At 72.4% G+C, this 17,338-nt stretch carries 17 protein-coding genes and 1 pseudogene; 8 read left to right on the top strand and 10 right to left on the bottom strand.

The genetic code is table 11. From position 1 onward, the window contains the following. The first annotated feature begins 11 nt into the window (after positions 1 to 11). Both FV242_RS14580 and FV242_RS14585 read left to right on the top strand, forming a co-directional pair. The gene (locus tag FV242_RS14580; RefSeq protein ID WP_147939414.1) at positions 12 to 1,061 is read left to right on the top strand and encodes a cysteine synthase A; all 1,050 of its coding nucleotides are present in this window, start codon (positions 12 to 14) and stop codon (positions 1,059 to 1,061) included. A gap of 123 nt (positions 1,062 to 1,184) precedes the next feature. Then, complete coding sequence (locus FV242_RS14585; protein WP_007563230.1) at positions 1,185 to 1,340, top strand: hypothetical protein; 156 nt, start codon at positions 1,185 to 1,187, stop codon at positions 1,338 to 1,340. A 110-nt stretch (positions 1,341 to 1,450) separates the two neighbouring features. Here FV242_RS14585 and FV242_RS14590 read toward each other — a convergent pair whose 3' ends face one another. Next, positions 1,451 to 2,830 (bottom strand): serine protease, encoded by a 1,380-nt coding sequence (locus FV242_RS14590; RefSeq protein WP_246692709.1) that lies wholly within the window; start codon positions 2,828 to 2,830, stop codon positions 1,451 to 1,453. Between the two features lie 304 nt (positions 2,831 to 3,134). Here FV242_RS14590 and FV242_RS34545 point away from each other — a divergent pair, with 304 nt between their 5' ends. After that, positions 3,135 to 3,311 (top strand): hypothetical protein, encoded by a 177-nt coding sequence (locus FV242_RS34545; RefSeq protein ID WP_187193595.1) that lies wholly within the window; start codon positions 3,135 to 3,137, stop codon positions 3,309 to 3,311. Between the two features lie 32 nt (positions 3,312 to 3,343). Here the strand turns inward: FV242_RS34545 and FV242_RS14595 are convergent, their stop codons facing one another. Together FV242_RS14595 and ccrA are read right to left on the bottom strand one after the other, a co-directional pair. Next, positions 3,344 to 3,643: an alkylphosphonate utilization protein gene (locus tag FV242_RS14595; protein ID WP_147939416.1), complete on the bottom strand. Its 300-nt coding sequence runs from the start codon at positions 3,641 to 3,643 to the stop codon at positions 3,344 to 3,346. 218 nt (positions 3,644 to 3,861) lie between these two features. Continuing rightward, on the bottom strand, positions 3,862 to 5,148 hold the full coding sequence (ccrA, locus tag FV242_RS14600) for a crotonyl-CoA carboxylase/reductase (RefSeq protein WP_147939417.1): 1,287 nt from the start codon (positions 5,146 to 5,148) through the stop codon (positions 3,862 to 3,864). Between the two features lie 390 nt (positions 5,149 to 5,538). Here ccrA and FV242_RS14605 point away from each other — a divergent pair, with 390 nt between their 5' ends. From FV242_RS14605 to blaOXA, 5 genes are all read left to right on the top strand, one after another. Beyond that, the gene (locus FV242_RS14605; RefSeq protein ID WP_187278424.1) at positions 5,539 to 6,645 is read left to right on the top strand and encodes a DUF3616 domain-containing protein; all 1,107 of its coding nucleotides are present in this window, start codon (positions 5,539 to 5,541) and stop codon (positions 6,643 to 6,645) included. A 177-nt stretch (positions 6,646 to 6,822) separates the two neighbouring features. After that, positions 6,823 to 8,865 (top strand): protein meaA, encoded by a 2,043-nt coding sequence (locus FV242_RS14610; RefSeq protein ID WP_147910612.1) that lies wholly within the window; start codon positions 6,823 to 6,825, stop codon positions 8,863 to 8,865. A gap of 70 nt (positions 8,866 to 8,935) precedes the next feature. Beyond that, entirely contained in the window at positions 8,936 to 9,973 is a 1,038-nt protein-coding gene (locus FV242_RS14615) for a glycosyl transferase (RefSeq protein ID WP_147939419.1), read from the top strand. Then, entirely contained in the window at positions 9,970 to 10,905 is a 936-nt protein-coding gene (locus FV242_RS14620; protein ID WP_147939420.1) for an NAD-dependent epimerase/dehydratase family protein, read from the top strand. The genes FV242_RS14615 and FV242_RS14620 overlap by 4 nt, the downstream gene beginning before the upstream one ends. Before the next feature lie 59 nt (positions 10,906 to 10,964). Beyond that, positions 10,965 to 11,771 (top strand): class D beta-lactamase, encoded by an 807-nt coding sequence (blaOXA, locus tag FV242_RS14625; RefSeq protein WP_147910758.1) that lies wholly within the window; start codon positions 10,965 to 10,967, stop codon positions 11,769 to 11,771. Between the two features lie 51 nt (positions 11,772 to 11,822). Here the strand turns inward: blaOXA and FV242_RS14630 are convergent, their stop codons facing one another. From FV242_RS14630 to FV242_RS14655, 7 genes and pseudogenes are all read right to left on the bottom strand, one after another. Beyond that, a complete protein-coding gene (locus tag FV242_RS14630; protein WP_147939421.1) occupies positions 11,823 to 13,823 on the bottom strand; it encodes an SDR family NAD(P)-dependent oxidoreductase in 2,001 nt (666 codons plus the stop codon). A 109-nt stretch (positions 13,824 to 13,932) separates the two neighbouring features. Further along, positions 13,933 to 14,091, bottom strand: coding sequence for a hypothetical protein (locus FV242_RS34550; protein ID WP_187193597.1), 159 nt, complete (start codon positions 14,089 to 14,091; stop codon positions 13,933 to 13,935). A gap of 91 nt (positions 14,092 to 14,182) precedes the next feature. After that, positions 14,183 to 15,034, bottom strand: coding sequence for a DUF1206 domain-containing protein (locus FV242_RS14635; protein ID WP_147910760.1), 852 nt, complete (start codon positions 15,032 to 15,034; stop codon positions 14,183 to 14,185). Positions 15,035 to 15,180: 146 nt separating this feature from the next. Further along, positions 15,181 to 15,522, bottom strand: coding sequence for a hypothetical protein (locus FV242_RS14640; protein WP_147910761.1), 342 nt, complete (start codon positions 15,520 to 15,522; stop codon positions 15,181 to 15,183). A gap of 62 nt (positions 15,523 to 15,584) precedes the next feature. Further along, positions 15,585 to 16,148 (bottom strand): Uma2 family endonuclease, encoded by a 564-nt coding sequence (locus tag FV242_RS14645; RefSeq protein WP_147939422.1) that lies wholly within the window; start codon positions 16,146 to 16,148, stop codon positions 15,585 to 15,587. Positions 16,149 to 16,209: 61 nt separating this feature from the next. Next, positions 16,210 to 16,534: pseudogene (locus tag FV242_RS14650) on the bottom strand (hypothetical protein). A 40-nt stretch (positions 16,535 to 16,574) separates the two neighbouring features. Then, positions 16,575 to 17,338 (bottom strand): M23 family metallopeptidase (locus FV242_RS14655; protein WP_147939423.1); only part of this gene is annotated, 764 nt, incomplete at its 5' end.

The following is a 17,338-nucleotide window of genomic DNA, read 5'->3' on the forward strand; positions in this document are numbered from 1 at the left end:
GGCTCCAGCCCATGACGACCCTGAATCGCACCGCCCAGTCCGATGTCCTCTCCGCGGTCGGCGGCACGCCGTTGATCCGCCTGCGCCGGGCGTCCGAGGAGACCGGCTGCGAGATCCTGGGTAAGGCCGAGTTCCTGAATCCCGGACTGTCGGTGAAGGACCGGGCGGCGCTGTCCATCGTGCAGGATGCCGAGGCGAAGGGGCTGATCCGGCCGGGCGGCACCATTGTGGAGGGCACCGCAGGCAATACCGGCATCGGCCTCGCCCTGGTGGCCTCCGTGCGCGGCTACCGGACGCTGATCGTCATCCCGGTCACCCAGTCCGAGGAGAAGAAGCAGACCCTGCGGCTCGCCGGCGCCCGCCTGGTCGAGGTGCCGGCGGTGCCGTTTTCCAACCCGAACAACTACGTTCACGTCGCCCGGCGGCTGGCGGAGCAACTCGCCGCCACGGAGCCGAACGGGGCATTCTTCGCCGACCAGTTCGACAACGTCGCCAACCGGCAGGCCCACGTGGACGGGACCGGGCCCGAGATCTGGGAGCAGACCGGCGGCCGGGTCGACGGCTTCGTCTGCGCGGCCGGGACCGGCGGGACGCTGGCCGGCACCGCGGCGGCCCTGCGGGCCCGGAACCCGGGCGTGCGCATCGCGCTCTCCGACCCGGAGGGATCGGCCCTCTACGCCCACTACACCACCGGCACCCTGAAGGCGGAGGGCTCGTCGATCACCGAGGGGATCGGCCAGGGCCGCATCACCCGCAACCTCGAGGGCTTCACCCCGGACCACGCCTTCCGGATCCCGGACCGCGAGGCGCTGGACATCGTCTTCGGCCTGATGCGGGAGGAGGGGCTGTCGCTCGGCGGCTCGTCCGGCATCAACGTCGCCGGGGCGATCCGGCTGGCCCGGGAGCTCGGTCCCGGCCACACGGTGGCGACGATCCTGTGCGACGGGGCGGCGCGCTACGCCTCGAAATTGTTCAATCCGGCCTTCCTGACCGAGCGCGGCCTGCCGGTCCCGGACTGGCTCGCAGCACCGCAGGATGTGTTGCCGGATTGGCACGCCTGAGATCTACTGCGTCAGCCGGCGAATATCCCCGCAAAAGTGCGGTCCGGCGTTGAACGGAACGGATTGTCGCAGCGTTTCAACGGTCACGCTCGCAACAACAGCGACCGTCCGGAGAGCCTGTTTATGTCCCTCGTTACCATTCTCCTCATCATCCTGATCATCCTGGCCTTCGGCGGCGGCGGCTTCCTGGGCGGCGGCGCCTATCGCGGCCCCGGCTTCGGCCTCGGCGGCATCCTGCTCATCGTGCTGATCGTGCTGCTGGTGACCGGCCGCCTGTAAGCGCCCCTCGGACGCAGCCCCGCCGAAGCGTCTCCGGTTCGGCGGGCGCGTCCGAAGCAGCGTGCCCGCTTCATGGATCGGGGAACGTTCCCCGGTCCGCGAGGCGGGCCCTATCGACAGCTGATCCCGACGACGGCCGGGGCCACCGCGCCGGGCCCGGAATTCGGGGCCGGCTTCGCCTCGGCCACACCCTGGCCGGCCAGGAACGCCGCGATCGCTTGGGCCGGCACCAGGGCCAGGCGCGCGGGCGGCACGATGCCGGCGACACGCCGCACCGCCGCCGGATAGCGGGCGACGAGCCCGACGAGCCGCCCCGACCGGTCGAGCAAAGGCGCTCCCGCGGAGCCCGGCTGGAGCGGCGCGATCACGCCGCCGGCTACGGCCGTGGCTGGCGCGGCCAGAACCCCGTCCGAGCCCGGGGCCAACGCGATCAGAACCTCTTCGGCGGCGAGCGTATCGGTCCGGACCGGCACCCGGATCGGGACCGGGATGCCCGCCGCCTCGAGCAGGGCGAGCCCGGCCGGGTCGGTCGCGATCACCCGGGCGGGTACCGCCCCGACGCGCGGCGCGGGGCACCCCTCCAGCACCGAAGCGGCGGTGAGGACGCGCCCCGGCGCGATCACAAGTCCGGTCCCGGCCTCCGCGCCGGCGGCGCTCGTGGGCGGCACCGCCGCGGCGGATGCCGGCGGCAGGTCCGCGGCGACCTTCGCGGGCTCGGGGGCGGCAGCCGTCGGGAACGGCGCGAAGGCGTTGGCCACCGCGATCACCAGACGGCCGACCTCCGCGGCGAGCGCCCGGTCGTACCCGATCAGGAAGCCGCGCACGCCCTGCGGCCCGGCATCGTACCGAACGTAGGACAGGCCGGTTCCGGTCTCGGCGGTGACCACCAGGGAGTCCGGCCGGCGCAGCTTGTAGGTGACCTTGCGGGCGGGCAGCGGCGCGGTCAGCTGGTCGAACAGGCCGTCCAGGGTCTCGCCCCCGGGCGGGATGGCACGGGATTCCAGGGTCACGCGCCCGTCCGCGCTCTGCCAGCGGGTGCCGGCCTGCAGGGCCGTGCGCTTCGAGAACAGGCGCTCGGGCACGCCCATCATCGCACCGCTCGCCGGATCGACGGCGACCCGGAAGCGCGCCGCCGCCTTGGCCGCCGCGCCCGCCGCCAGCAGCGCCGCCCGGCCGCGCGGCTCCAGGGGATCGGCCCCGCCGGCCCGGGCGCGGTAGGCCGTCAGCGCGTCGAAGGTCCGGCGCCCGAACGCCCCCGAGACCACGGCGTTGAAATCACCGGTCCAGACCAGCGCGTCCTGGACCGCCTTGCGCTCCGCCTCGGGCAGCGCCTCGAACGCGACCCTGGTCGCCTCGAAGGCGGGATCGGGCAGGCGGGCAGGGGGGGCAGCCTTCGGAACGGGCTGGGCCGGCCGGGTCGGCACCGGGCGATCCTGGGCGAACGCCGGCGCCGTCAGGCCCGCGAGCAGCAGGGCCGCCAGCAGAGGCATCGTCCACCGGCCCCACGGGGGCGTCTCCGGACCCGGATCGTATCCTGCCCCGCGCGAAGCCATCGCCGCCCTCGACACACACCGCGGTAACCTTGCACCGCGGCAACCTTGGCAGAGCCTCCGCGCGCGCGCCAGACCGGGCGCGTGCGCGGAATCTGTTCGAACCGCCCCGCAGGCCCGTGCACGCGGCCGCGCGATGCGCTAGAGGGCAGGGGTCCGGCCTCGCGGGCCGGCCCGGATTCCGAATCGTCTCGGACCTCCTGCCGGCCGCGCGCCGCCGCCATGGTCCGACGCGGAGCCCGGCATGAGCGAGACGAGCAACACCTTCAAGAAGGCGCCCAAGCGCAAGCCCACCAAGGGCAAGAGCGTCAGCGTCTCCCCGGAGATGCGGCAGGCCTATGCCAACCTGATCCAGGAACGGGCCGAGAAGCAGGAAACCTACGGGCGGCACCTGCCGCAGGAAGAGACGCGCAAGCGGTAGAATTTCTCCGCCGCCGTCTCCTCCGGATGGGCTCAGCGCTTGCGCACGAACTCGGTGCGCAGGACGAGCCCCTTGATCGTGTCGTGGCGGCAATCGATCTCTTCGGGATCGTCCGTGAGCCGGATCGACCGGATGACCGTGCCCTGCTTCAGGGTCTGGTTCGCGCCCTTGACCTTGAGGTCCTTGATCAGCGTGACCGCGTCGCCGTCGGCCAGGACGTTGCCGGCCGCGTCGCGGGCCTCGGCCCGGGCCGGCGCCGCGGCGGCCTGGCCAGGCGGGAGCCACTCGCCCGTGGCCTCGTCGTACACGTAGGATTCTTCGTCGCCGGCCAATGCCATAACCCCCGATGCCGGGTCCGGGCGCTGCGCCCGTCACCCTGCGCGTCCGCGCCCCTCACGCCGAATCGGTCATCGCCCCGGCGGGGGTGCTGGAACAAGCGCGGCCGTTCTCGCGCCGGGCCGGGCCCGGGGCAAGAGGGGGGAGGAAGAGGCGAGCAGTGGCCGGGGCCGGCGATCCGGCCTCCGCATGCGGGCGGAGGCCGGGGGGGGCGTCAGCGCTTGAGCGGACCGGCCTCGATCACGTCCTCGACCGTGCGCAGGCCGGCGCGCGGAGAGTTGACCAGGCAGGCCATGTTGCCGGGCGGGTGCTGGTTCTTCCACATCTTGGTGTGGGCCTGGGGGATCTTGTCCCAGGGGAACACCTCGCTCATGCACGGGTCGACCCGGCGGTCCATCACGAACTGGTTCGCCGCCGAGGCCTGCTTGAGGTGGGCGAAGTGCGAGCCCTGGATCCGCTTCTGGCGCATCCAGACGTAGCGGGCGTCGAAGGTGATGTTGAAGCCGGTGGTGCCGGCGCAGAACACCACCATGCCGCCGCGCTTCACCACCAGGGCCGAGACCGGGAAGGTCGCCTCGCCGGGATGCTCGAAGACGATGTCGACATCCTGCTTGCCGGTGATGTTCCAGATCGCCTTGCCGAACTTCCGCGCCTCCTTGGTCCAGGCGTGGAACTCGGGCGAGTTCACCGTGGGCAACTGCCCCCAGCAGTTGAAGTCCTTGCGGTTGATGACGCCCTTGGCGCCGAGGCTCATCACGTAGTCGCGCTTCGAATCGTCCGAGATCACCGCGATGGCGTTGGCGCCCGAGGCCGCGCAGAGCTGCACGCCGAACACGCCGAGACCGCCGGAGGCGCCCCAGATCAGCACGTTCTGGCCGGGCCGGACCGTGTGCGGCGCGTGGCCGAACAGCATGCGGTAGGCGGTAGCCAGGGTCAGCGTGTAGCAGGCCGCCTCCTCCCAGGTGAGGTGCTTGGGCCGGTGCATGAGCTGGCGCGACTGCACCCGGCAGTACTGCGCGAACGAGCCGTCGCCCGTCTCGTAGCCCCAGATGCGCTGGCTCGGCGAGAACATCGGGTCGCCGCCGTTGCACTCCTCGTCGTCGCCGTCATCCTGGTTGCAGTGGACGATGACCTCGTCGCCGACCTTCCAGCGCTTCACCTTGGCGCCGACCTTCCAGACGATGCCGGAGGCGTCCGAGCCGGCGATGTGGTATTCGCCCTTGTGCACGTCGAAGGGCGAGATCGGCTCGCCCAGGCCCGCCCAGACGCCGTTGTAGTTCACGCCCGCGGCCATGACGTAGACCAGCACCTCGTCGTCGCCGATGTCCCACACCGGCAGCACTTCGAGCTGGTGGGATTGCTCCGGGGGGCCATGACGCTCGCGCCGGATCGCCCAGGCGTACATCTTGGCCGGCACGTGACCCAGCGGCGGGATCTCGCCCATCTCGTAGAGATCCTTGACCTCACCGTCCGCCGGACGGACCGCACCGCTCGCAGCCATCTCGCTCTCCTCTCATCCCGCGCTGTTCTCACGGCCGCGGTTCTCTCCCGCGCTATAGCGGCGATGTCGGAGGCGTCCAAGTGGGCCGAAAGTCGAAATCGGAGGGTTTCGAACGTGAAAAAGCGCCCTGCCCAAGGCCGGCGCCGACGTATTCAAATTCGGCTTGCGAACCGACCAAGTATTATTCGGCGGGGGCTCACCGCCGACCGGACCCGAGACCTTCCGGAACGGGACGCCAGACCGTCCGGTAGACTTTATACCACCGATGAGCCCGGACACGGCGCTGCGGCCACAGGGCATCCGCTCGACCGACGCCGCGTCGGGTGCGTCGGGAGCGGCTTTGGACTATCGCGAGCGGATCGAGACTCCGCTCCGGGGATGTGCCGCGCCATGCTCAACGTCAGCGCCATCCTCGGCCGCCCGGCCGAGACGGGTCTGCTCCGGATCGCGCTCGCTTGCGGGCTCGCGGCGCTGCCGGTGACAGTCTCGGCAAAGGATCAGTCCAAGCCGTGGAAGGTCAGCGGCAAGCTCCTCGGCGAGCCCGACCCAAAACATCCCGCCGAGGCGGAGCGGAGCGAGAAGGCCCGGGATGTGAGCGGCATCGCCTGCGCCACCGATACCGGCTTCCCGCGGATCTGCCTCGTGGCCGACGACGAGTCGCAGGGCGCCCAGGTGGCGATCCTGCGGGACGGCAGCCTCGTGGCCGGACGCTTCATCCGGCTGATCGACGCCACCCGAAACGGCAAGCCGCTGGAACTCGACGCCGAGGGCGTGGCCTATGCGGACGGCGCCTTCTACGTCATCGGCTCGCATGGCCGCCCCCGGCGCGAGCACGGCCAGGACGCCGAGGGCGACGCGCGGGCCGAGGCGACCCGGCACCTGTTCCGCATCCGCCTCGATCCCAACGCCGTGGACCCGGAGACCGGCCAGCTTCGCGCCGAGCCCGAGATCACCGGTACGGCGGCGCTGGCGCGAATCATCGCCGACATCCCGGCGCTGGCGCCCTTCCACGACAGGGCCCTGGAGGAGGGCGGCGTCACCATCGAGGGCGTGGCGGTGCGGGCCGGCCGGCTCCATGCCGGCCTGCGCGGCCCCGTGCTGGCGGATGGCGGCGCCGCGGTCGTGTCGGTGCCCCTCGCCGGCCTGTTCGACGGCAAGCCGGCCGCCGGGACCCTCGCCACGGTGGCGCTGGGCCCGGACAGCCGCGGGCAGAAGCGGGGCGTGCGCGACCTCGTGGCCGTGCCGGACGGCTTCCTGATCCTGGCGGGGCCGATGCACGACCCGGAGGGCGGGGCGGTCGCGGCCGGCGACTATACGGTGTTCGCGTGGGACGGCACGGGCGCGCTGCGCAAGCGCCTCGATCTGCCCGGCTACCCGGACCGGGAGAAGCCGGAGGCGCTGCTGCCCCTCGACGAGCGTTCGGACGGGCAGCGGGTGCTGGTGTTCTTCGACGGCCCGAAGGAGGGCGCCCCGCGCGCGCTCATGCTGCCGCGCTGATCGGCCGGGCCCTTCAAATCCGGCTGCCGGCCCGCACAAGTTTTTTAAAGTCTTTCCGAGCCCTCCCGGGCCGTCTTGCCCGTCTGTCACGGATGACGCGCTCGGCTGCCTTCGCTACGGTGCGGCCAAGACTGCGCCCCGGGCGCGGATAGTGAACAAGACCACAGGGAGGCCACGATGGGCGCGAGCGTCGCGGAGACCAAGGGCGACACGTCGAGCCGCGACAAGCCCTGGATCATCCGCACCTATGCCGGGCACTCGACCGCGGCGGAGTCGAACAAGCTCTACCGGGGCAACCTCGCCAAGGGCCAGACCGGCCTGTCGGTGGCCTTCGACCTGCCGACCCAGACCGGCTACGACCCGGACCACGAGCTATCGCGCGGCGAGGTCGGCAAGGTCGGCGTCTCGATCGCGCATCTCGGCGACATGCGGGCCCTGTTCCAGGACATCCCGCTCGCCCAGATGAACACTTCGATGACCATCAACGCCACGGCTCCGTGGCTGTTGGCGCTCTACCTGGCGGTGGCCGAGGAGCAGGGCGCCCCGCTGGACGCGCTCCAGGGCACGACCCAGAACGACATCATCAAGGAGTACCTGTCGCGCGGGACCTACGTGTTCCCACCCGCGCCCTCGCTCCGGCTCACCAAGGACGTGATCCTATTCACGACCAAGAACGTGCCGAAGTGGAACCCGATGAACGTCTGCTCCTACCACCTGCAGGAGGCGGGGGCGACGCCGGTCCAGGAGCTGTCCTACGCGCTGGCCATCGCGATCGCGGTGCTCGACACGGTGCGAGACGACCCGGAATTCGACGAAAAGAGCTTCTCCGACGTGTTCGGCCGGATCTCGTTCTTCGTGAATGCCGGGCTGCGGTTCGTCACCGAGATCTGCAAGATGCGGGCGTTCGCCGAGCTCTGGGACGAGATCGCCCAGGAGCGCTACGGCATCGACGACCCGAAGAAGCGCATTTTTCGCTACGGGGTCCAGGTCAACAGCCTCGGGCTGACGGAACAGCAGCCGGAAAACAACGTCCACCGCATCCTGATCGAGATGCTGGCCGTGACGCTCTCGAAGCGCGCCCGCGCCCGGGCCGTGCAGTTGCCGGCCTGGAACGAGGCGCTCGGCCTGCCACGGCCCTGGGACCAGCAATGGTCCATGCGCATGCAGCAGATCCTGGCCTTCGAGACCGACCTGCTCGAATACGAAGACATCTTCGACGGCAGCCACGTGATCGAGGCCAAGGTCGAGGCGCTGAAGGTGCAGACCCGGGCCGAGCTGGAGCGGATCGGCGGCATCGGCGGCGCGGTCGCCGCGGTGGAGACCGGCGCCCTGAAGCGCGCCCTGGTCGAGTCGAACGCCAAGCGGATCTCGGCGATCGAGGCCGGCGAGCAGATCGTCGTCGGCGTGAACAAGTGGCAGCAGGGCGAGCCCTCGCCGCTCACCGCCGGGGAGGGCGCGATCTTCTCCGTGTCCGAGACGGTGGAGATGGAGGCGCAGGGGCGCATCCGCGACTGGCGGGGCAAGCGCGACGCCCAGGCGGTCGGCCGGGCGCTCGACGCCCTGGAGCAGGCCGCGCGCTCCGGCGCCAACATCATGCCGGTCTCGATCGAGGCCGCGAAGGCGGGGGTCACCACGGGCGAGTGGGGCGAGCGCCTGCGCCAGGTGTTCGGCGAGTACCGGGCGCCCACCGGGGTCAGCCCCGAGACCGTCTCCTCCGGGGCGGCCGACGAGGCCAAGCTCCTGATCGCCGATCTCGGGGAGCGCCTGGGCGAGACCCCGCGGCTGGTGGTCGGCAAGCCCGGCCTCGACGGCCACTCGAACGGCGCCGAGCAGATCGCGCTGCGCGCCCGGGACGTCGGCTTCGACGTCACCTACGACGGCATCCGGCAGACCCCGGCCGAGATCGTCGCGAAGGCCAAGGAGACCGGCGCCCACGTGGTCGGGCTGTCGATCCTGTCGGGCAGCCACGTGCCGCTGGTGCGCGAGGTCCGCGCCCAGATGCGCGAGGCGGGGCTGGACCACATCCCGGTGGTGGTCGGCGGCATTATCTCGCCCGAGGACGAGCTGGTCCTGAAGAACATGGGCGTGCGCGCGGTCTACACGCCCAAGGACTACGCCATCGACGCGATCATGATCGGCTTGGCCAAGGTGGTGAACAAGAGCCTGGACCGTGCGTCGGGCCCGGCGGAACCGCCGCGGGAGGGCGCGCAGGTTTATTGAGGCGCATCCCGACCGGGAGGCGGGCTGGCGCGCCTTCCCGGGCACGCCCCGGATCGCGTAGGACGGCGCGATGCCGTCCGCGCTCGACACGATCCTCCTCCTCGCCGTCCCGCTCGCGGCCGCCCTGTCGGCCGGGTTGATCCTGCGGTTGCGGCCGGTGCTGCAGCGCTACGCCCTGGCGCGGCCGAACGCGCGGTCGAGCCACACCGTGCCGACGCCCCAGGGGGGCGGGATCGCCGTGGTGACCGCGCTCGTGACGATCTCGGGGCTGCTGATCGCGGCGCCGGAGATCGGCGGCCGGCCGGACTGGGTCCGGCTCGCGAGCGGCACCCTGGTCCTGGCGCTGCTCGGCGCCGTGGACGACCTGCGGCCATTGCCGGCCGGCCTGCGGCTCGCCGTTCAGGCGGGCGTGGTCGGCGTTTTGGTCTGGCACCTCGACGGCCGTCTGCTGCCCGGGGCGCCCCTGTGGCTCGAGCGCGGCCTCGCGCTGCTGGCCGGGATCTGGTTCGTCAACCTGACGAACTTCATGGACGGGCTCGACTGGATGACGGTGGCCGAGATCGTCCCGGTCTCGGGCGCGCTGCTGCTGCTCGGGCTCGCCGGATACCTGCCGGCGCTGCCGGCGCTGGTGGCGGCCTGCCTGCTCGGGTCGATGCTGGGCTTCGCGCCGTTCAACCGGCCGGTGGCAAGTCTCTTCCTCGGGGATGTCGGCTCGCTGCCGGTCGGGCTCGTCACCGCCTGGCTGCTGTGCCAGCTCGCCCTGGCGGGGGGGCTCGCCGCGGCGCTGCTGCTGCCGCTCGCCTACCTCGCCGATGCCAGCCTGACGCTCGCCGCCCGGGTGGCCCGGCGCGAGCGGGTCTGGGAGGCGCATCGCGGCCATCATTACCAGCGCGCCACCGATCACGGCCTGACCGTCCCCGGCGTCCTGGCGCGGCTGTTCGGGGTCAACCTCGTGCTGGCCGGGCTCGCCGCCGCGACCTTGCTTTGGCCGTCCTGGCCGGTCACGCTCGGAGCGCTCGCGGCTGGGCTCGCCCTGGTCGCGGCCCTGCTCCGCCGCTTCGCCCGCGCCCCCGCGCCGGCTCCAGCCGAAGGTGCCGCACGCCCGTGACCGGATTGATCGCGCTCACCGGGGCCACCGGCTTCATCGGCCGCCACCTGCTCGCCGACCTCACCGCGCGCGGCTACCGGGTCCGGGTGCTGCTGCGCCGGCCGACCGCGCTGCCGGAGGGCGCCGCGAGCGCGGTGGTCGGCGACCTGACCCGCCCGATCAACATGGCGGCGGCGCTCGCAGGCGTCGACGCGGTGGTGCACTCGGCGGGCCTCGCCCACGCCAACCTCACCACGTCCCTGTCGGGGGCCCCCGAGGACGATTACCGGACGCTCAACACCGAAGCGACGCGCAAGCTCGCGGAGGCGGCGTCCCGCGCGCGGGTGCGCCGGTTCGTGTTCCTGTCCTCGATCCGCGCGCAGGTCGGCGCCAGCGCGCCCGGCGTGGTCGGGGAGGGCGATGAGCCCCGGCCCACCGATGCCTACGGCCGCTCCAAGCTGGAGGCCGAGCGGGCGCTGGCCGAGACCGGGCTCGACTGGGTCGCCCTCCGCCCGGTCCTGGTCTACGGCACCGGCGTGAAGGGCAATATGGCCGCGCTGCTGCGGCTCGCCCGCAGCCCCTACCCCCTGCCGCTCGGCGGGCTGGCGGCGCGGCGCTCGCTGATCTCCCTGGAGAGCCTGTCGGGCGCCGTGGACGCGGTTTTGCGGGCGCCCGACACACTCCGCGCCGCGCTGATCGCCGCCGACCCGGACCCGTTGAGCTTGGCCGAGATGATCGCGGCGCTGCGCACCGGCCTCGGCCGCAAGCCCGGCCTGGTCCCGGTGCCGGCCGGGCTCCTCGGCCTCGCCTGCCGGCTGACCGGCCGGGAGGCTCTGTTCGCCCGCGTCGCGGAGGGCCTGGAAGCCCGCGCCGACGGCCTCGCGGCGCTGGGATGGCGCCCGGCCGCGCCGACCCGGGACGGGCTGGCCCGGCTGGCGCGGGACGGGGGCTGAGCGCCGCCGGCAGCCTGCCCGAGCCCACGCCCTACGTCCTGACGAGGCGCACGATCGACATGCGGATTTCGGCAATTCTCGCCCTGGGCATTGTCGCGCTCGCCGGCCCGACGCATGCGAGTGACGTTGTCTGTACCGCGCTTGCCGATGCCACGGACGGTCGCATCCTGCTCCAGCGCGGCGATTGCAGCCGGCGGGTCACGCCGGCTTCGACGTTCAAGATCGCCATCAGTCTGATGGGCTTCGATGGCGGCTTCCTCGCGGACGTGCACGACCCGGCCCTCCCGTTCCGCGAGGGCGACGCCGCCTGGAATCCGGCTTGGCGGAAGACCGTCGATCCCGAGAGCTGGATCCGCGATTCGGTGGTCTGGTACTCGCAGCGGATCACACGCGCCCTCGGCGCGGATCGGTTCCGAGCCTATGTGACCCGGTTCAGGTACGGCAATGCGGACGTGTCGGGCGATGCCGGCCAAGCGGACGGTTTGACGCGAGCGTGGCTGAGTTCATCCCTGGCGATCAGCCCGCTGGAGCAGGTCGCTTTCCTGAGCCGGCTCGTCCGGCATGACCTGCCCGTCTCAGACGCGGCTCTGGCGATGACCGAAACCCTTACCCGGATCGAGGCCCCCTCGGATGGCTGGGAGATCCACGGCAAAACCGGCACCGGGTTCCCGCGCAACCCGGACAGCTCCCTCGACGAAGCGCATGGCTATGGATGGTTCGTCGGCTTGGCACGCCGCGGTCCCCAGACCGTGGCCTTCGCGCGCCTCATCCAGGACGACCGGCGCGAGGCCGGGCCGGCCGGGATCCGTGCGCGCGTGGCGATGATCGCCGAGCTGCCCCAGCTCTTTACGGAGGTGGGGCGCTGATCGCGCGGCGGCCTGCCAGGACTTTCCGTCGTGTCGGAGCCGCCGGCCCGATCAGCCGATCGCAGCGCTCGCCGCACCCGCCATAGGCCCGGCCTCGACCGCCGCCCCGGCCGGGGCAGGATTCCGCCCGGCCGGCCGTTGCGCATGGCGTTCGCGGAAATGCGGCACCGCCGCCTCGAACACGGCTTCCGCGGCTTCCCGGTCACCCGCCGCGACGGCCGCCCGCAGCTGCGCCACCCAGGCGTCGAGCCGGGCCCGGTCGGCGAAGACCGGGCGGGCCGCCATCACCCCGTCGATGCCCGGCAGGGTGACCCGGGGCTCCTCCCGGGCGAACAGGATCTCGTTGAGGCGCTCGCCGGGCCGGGCGCCGGTATAGGCAATCTCGATCTCCGCCCCCGGCTCGAACCCGGCCAGCCGGATCATGCGCTCGGCGAGTTCGGCGATCCGGACCGGCTGGCCCATCTTGAGCACGTAGACCGCGGCGCGATCCGCCTCCGGGGCGGCACGGCCCTCGCCGTCCGCGTGCGAGGCGGCCGTCAGCACGAGGTCGCAGGCCTCGCGCACGGTCATGAAGTAGCGGACCATGTCGGGATCGGTGACCGTGACCGGCCCCCCGCGGGCGATCTGCGCCTTGAACACCGGCACCACCGAGCCGACGGAGCCGAGCACGTTGCCGAAGCGCACGGCGATCAGCCGCGTGGGGTGGCCTGGGCGGGCCGACTGCTCGGCGTCGAGCGCCTGGGCGACCATCTCGGCGAAGCGCTTGGTGACGCCGAGCTGCGACACCGGCTCGATCGCCTTGTCGGTGGAGACCATCACGAGGGCCCGGGCGCCGGCCGCCACCGCGGCGTCTGCGACGTTGATCGAGCCGAACACGTTGGTCTTGATGCCCTCCTGCCAGTCACGCTCCAGGTAGGGCACCTGCTTGAGCGCGGCGGCGTGGACCACGCACTCGGGCCGGAACGCCGCGATGACCTGATGGACCCGCTCCCGGTCGCGGATGTCGGCGAGGACGCCGGTCACCGTGGCCTGGGCGGACAGGATCGCCGGGTGGCTCAGGATGTCGTGCAGGGCCGGCTCCGAGGATTCGAGCACCAGCACCGCGGCGGCCCCGAAGGCCACGGCCCGCAGGCAGATCTCGGAGCCGATCGAACCGCCGCCGCCCGTCACCACCACCCGGCGGCCGGCCAGGAACGTCTCCAGCCGCGGCCGGTCGATCGCCACGGTGGGGCGCAGGAGCAGGTCCTCGATCTCGAGCGGCGCCAGCTCGGGACCCTGCGCGCCCTCGCCGAGCCCGACCACCCGGGCGAGCGGAAGGCCGAGCCGTCGGGCGCGGGCGATGAGGTCGTCGGGGGCGGCCTCCGGCACGAGGGCGCTCGGGGCCGCCACCAGCCGCCGCACCGGCTCGCCGCCCGCCGCGAGGTCGGCGACCACGCGCTCGAGGTCCGAGAAGCCGCCGAGCACCGGAACGCCGCGCATGAACTGCCCGGTCTCGTCCGCCCGGGGCGACAGGATCCCCCGGGGCGCCAGCTTCTTCACCGAGCCCGCCTCGATGGCGCGGATCAGCACGTCGATGTCGGCGCCACGCCCGAGCAGCAGCGTCGGCACAGTGGCGGCCCGGGCGCTCGATTGCCGGGAGCGGCTGTCCTTCAGGTACCGGAACGCCAGGCGCGCGCCCCCGAGCAGAAAGATCTGCAGCACCCAGTACAAAAGGATCGCGATCTTGCCGAAGAAGTAGAAACCGTACAGGTCGGCCGAGACCAGGACCCAGTCGATCACCAGAAGGGCCAGCGCCAGGACGCTGGCGGCCCGGACGATCCCGGCGAGGTCCTGCAGCGAGGCGAAGCGCCACTTGGTCCGGTACAGCCGGAACCGGCCGTAGACCAGGCCGGCGAAGAGGAGGAAGGGCGGCAGCAGGAGCGGCAGGGCGTGCAGGCGCTCGGCCAGCATGCCGCCCTGGAAGCGGAACAGGAAGGTGAGCACCACGGCGGCGGCGGTCGCCGCGAGGTCGTGGGCCACCATCACCGCGATCTTGTAGAAGCGCTGCTGCATCGGGGGCCGGATGGGGTGCCGCGCGGTATCCGCCGCGGCACCCGCCCTGTCAACGCGAGCGATCAGCGCGCAGCCGGCCGCCTCGGGGGCATCCAGCCGGCGAAACGGCCTACTTGACGATCGCGCCGGAGAAGCCGGTCTTGAAGTTCTTTTGGTAGGTCCGACCCTTGAGCGGGTAGATCTTGTCGACCAGCAGGATCCTGACGCGCTCGTTGAAATCCTCGGTCGTAACCGTTTGTGCTCGACCAGTAATAAGAGTCCGGGCCATTATCGCCTCCGCGTCGTCGCCCAGGGCACGGAATTGCGCGGAGGGTGAACTCTACATGGGGCACGGGCGACAATTTACAAAGACTTATCTTTCACGACAGAGCCCGGACTGCCGCCCCGGCCGCATCGTCCACCCGGTCGATGTCGGGGGCGTCGATGTGCCGGTAGCGGGCCTGGATCAGCCCGAAGGCCCCGAAGGCGGCGTGGCCGGCCGCGACCAGGCCGAGCAGGATCCAGCCATAGGGCTGCGCGCGCAGCAGCGCGAAGGCTTCGGTCAGTCCCTTCGCATCCGACGAGCGCTGGTGCCAGGCCGCCGCAACCAGGAAGCCGCCGATGATCAGGAAGGCGATGCCCCGGGCCGCGTAGCCGAAGCGGCCGACCGGGCCGGCCCAGCGCTCGCGGGCCTCGGCGTCGAGGGCGAGCCGGTCGGTGACGTCGCCCCGCCAGGCCTTGCCGAGGAACCCGAAGCCGCCGCCGATCACGCAGAGCCCGCCCAGGGCCACGAGCCAGCGGCCGAACGGCTTGGACAGGAGCCACGCGGTGCCGTCGTGCATGCCGTCGCCGCCGCTCATGCCGAGGCCGAGGCTGAGCGAGGCCGCGCTGACGGCGAGGCCGATATAGATCGCCGCGCTGACCAGGTGGGCGCCGCGCACCGCCAGCCCCTTGGCGGACGTGCCCCGCCGGTCGGCATCGGTCACGCCCTCGACGAAGCGCCAGAGCGCGAAGCCGGCAAGCCCCAGGGCGATCAGCCCGACGACCACCGCGCCGAACGGCCCGGCCAGCACCGCGCGCAGGGCATCCTTGCTGTCGCCGGCCCGGCCGCCCTGGCCGATCGCCGCGAGCAGCGCCAGGGCGCCGACCACGACGTAGACGGTCCCGCGGGCGCCGTAGCCGAAGCGGGCGATGCGCTCGATCGTGTTGCGGCCACCGGGGACGGGCCTCATGCGCGGCACCGGGCGAGTCGGGGTTCTAGATACGGCATGGGCGGGATCCGATGGCGTGGGATCGTTCAACGCCCGGATGCCCACGCGCGATCCGTTGCCGGCTCTACAGCAGGCGCCGGATCACAGGGCCGGTTCACGCGGCCCAATCACATCGGCGTCCGGTCCGCCCGGCCGGCCAGGGCGACGTAGAAGCCGAGCCCGTCCTGGGCCGGCAGGGTATGCAGGCGCTCGATCAGCCCGCGGCGCTTCGCGTCGAGGAGCAGGCGGCCCGCGGGCTGGAACAGGGTCTCGCCACCGCCCTCCGGGGGCGGGTCCAGGCGGATCGCCACGGTCTTGCCCTTGGCGAAGCGGCTGCGCTCCAGCATGTCCTTGAGCGACGCCTCGGCGGTCGCCCGGTTGGTGCCGCGCAGGTCGAGCACCGATTCCGCATCCGTCACGCCGAGGGCGCCGCGTAGCTTGGCCGCGTAGAAATCTTCGAAGTGGGGCAAGTCGGTGCCTTGACGCTCTGCTGGGCCGGGGAAGCCGGCCGGTTGAGATCGGGTGCGGCCGCTCAGGATGCGAGACCGCGGTAGATGTCGGGCACGGGCACGGCGCCGTCCAGTTCCGGCAACGCGACGCTGCCGTCGGGACCCAGCGCCTGCACGCTCCAGTCGTCGCCCCGGCGCCGCCAGACCTCAACCCGGACCTCGTCGGAATAGACGATCAGCAGGACCTGCAGGCTCGGCACCGTCCGGTAGAAATCGATCTTGCGGCCCCGGTCCAGGCTCATGGTCGAGGGCGACAGCACCTCGGCGACGAGCAGCGGGTCTTCGGCGTACCCGTCCGGCAGCGATGGCCCGCAGCGCACGACCACGGCGGGGATCGGCACGAAGTCGTCCTGCACCGCACTGAGGATTCCGAGCCCCGGCATGGCGCGACAGCCCCGCGGCTCGGCGAGCGCATCCAGGCGTCCGGCCAAGTTCATGACGATGCGCTGGTGCCGCTCGCGCGGCGGCGCCATGAGCACGGGGTCGCCGTCGAGCAGCTCCCAGCGCTCCCCATCCGGGCGGCTCTCCGCCCAATGCCTGAACTCGGCAACATCCATGCGCGCTTCGCGCTTCGCGGCCAAAGCCATCGCCGCCCTCCGATCCAGGCGCGATGGTAGCACCCGCGGGCGCGGCCGCAACAGCGGTGGTTCAGAACGCCACGCGGGCGTAGACCTCGGACACCGGCAGGCCGCCACCGAGTTCCGGCAAGAGAATCGACGCGTCCGGCCCGGCGACCCGCATCGTCCAGCCGGCATCCCGGCGCCAGACCTCGATCCGGGCCTCGTCCCGATAGACGACCAGCAGGGTCTGGAGGCTCGGGACGGTGGCGTAGAAGGCGCGCTTGCGGCCGCGGTCGTTGGTCATGGTGCCGGGCGCTCGGCGGCGCCATCAGCATGGGCCCGCCATCGCGCAGCTCCCAGCGCTCCTCGTCCGGGCGCGGCTCCACCCAGCGCCGGTATTCGGCAACGCGCATGTGCGCGACGCTCTCATGAATCGCAGAAGCCGGCGCCGGCTCAATCCGTCGGGCGCGCGGCCGCGAGGTCCGCGCCGGCCTCGAGGAAGCGCTGCGGATCGACCGGCTCGCCGTCGATCCGCGTCTCGTAGTGCAGGTGCGCCCCGGTGGAGCGCCCGGTCGAGCCGACCAGGCCAAGCACGTCCCCGGCGGCGACGCGCTGGCCGGGGCGCACGGCGATGCGGGCGAGGTGCCCGAACCGGGTGACCACGCCATGGCCGTGATCGATCTCGACCATGTTGCCGTAGCCGCCCGCGAATTCCGCGGTGCTGACCCGTCCGGGCGCGGTGGCGCGGGCGGGCTCGCCGTACTCGGCCTTGAGGTCGAGCCCGGTATGGAGCGCGAGGCCCCGGGTGAACGGATCGAGGCGGGTGCCGAACGGACTCGACACCGTTGGCTGGCCGCGTATCGGCCGGCCGAGCGGCAGCGTCGCGGCGAACTGGTGTAGGCGCACGCCGTCGTCGAGCGCCCGGCGGGCGAGGGTCAACCGGGTGTCGAAGTGGGTGTCGAAGCCGGTCTCGAAGGCGATGCCGTCCAGGGCGCCGGCATCGAGGGGGACGAGCGGGCCGCCGGTGCCCGCCGCGCTGCGGTCGAAACGGTCGGGATCGAGGCCGGTGCGGCCGATCAGTCCGCGCAGGCGCCGGACCGTGTCGCCGGCCCGCTCGACCAGTTGGGCGAGGCGCGCGCCCTGGGCGGCCCGCACGCCGTCGAGCCGCGCTTCCAGGCGGATCAGCCCGGTCTCGGCGTCGAGGGCGCTCCGGCGGG

The sequence above is a fragment of the Methylobacterium sp. WL64 genome, from assembly GCF_008039945.1.
GTDB lineage: Bacteria > Pseudomonadota > Alphaproteobacteria > Rhizobiales > Beijerinckiaceae > Methylobacterium.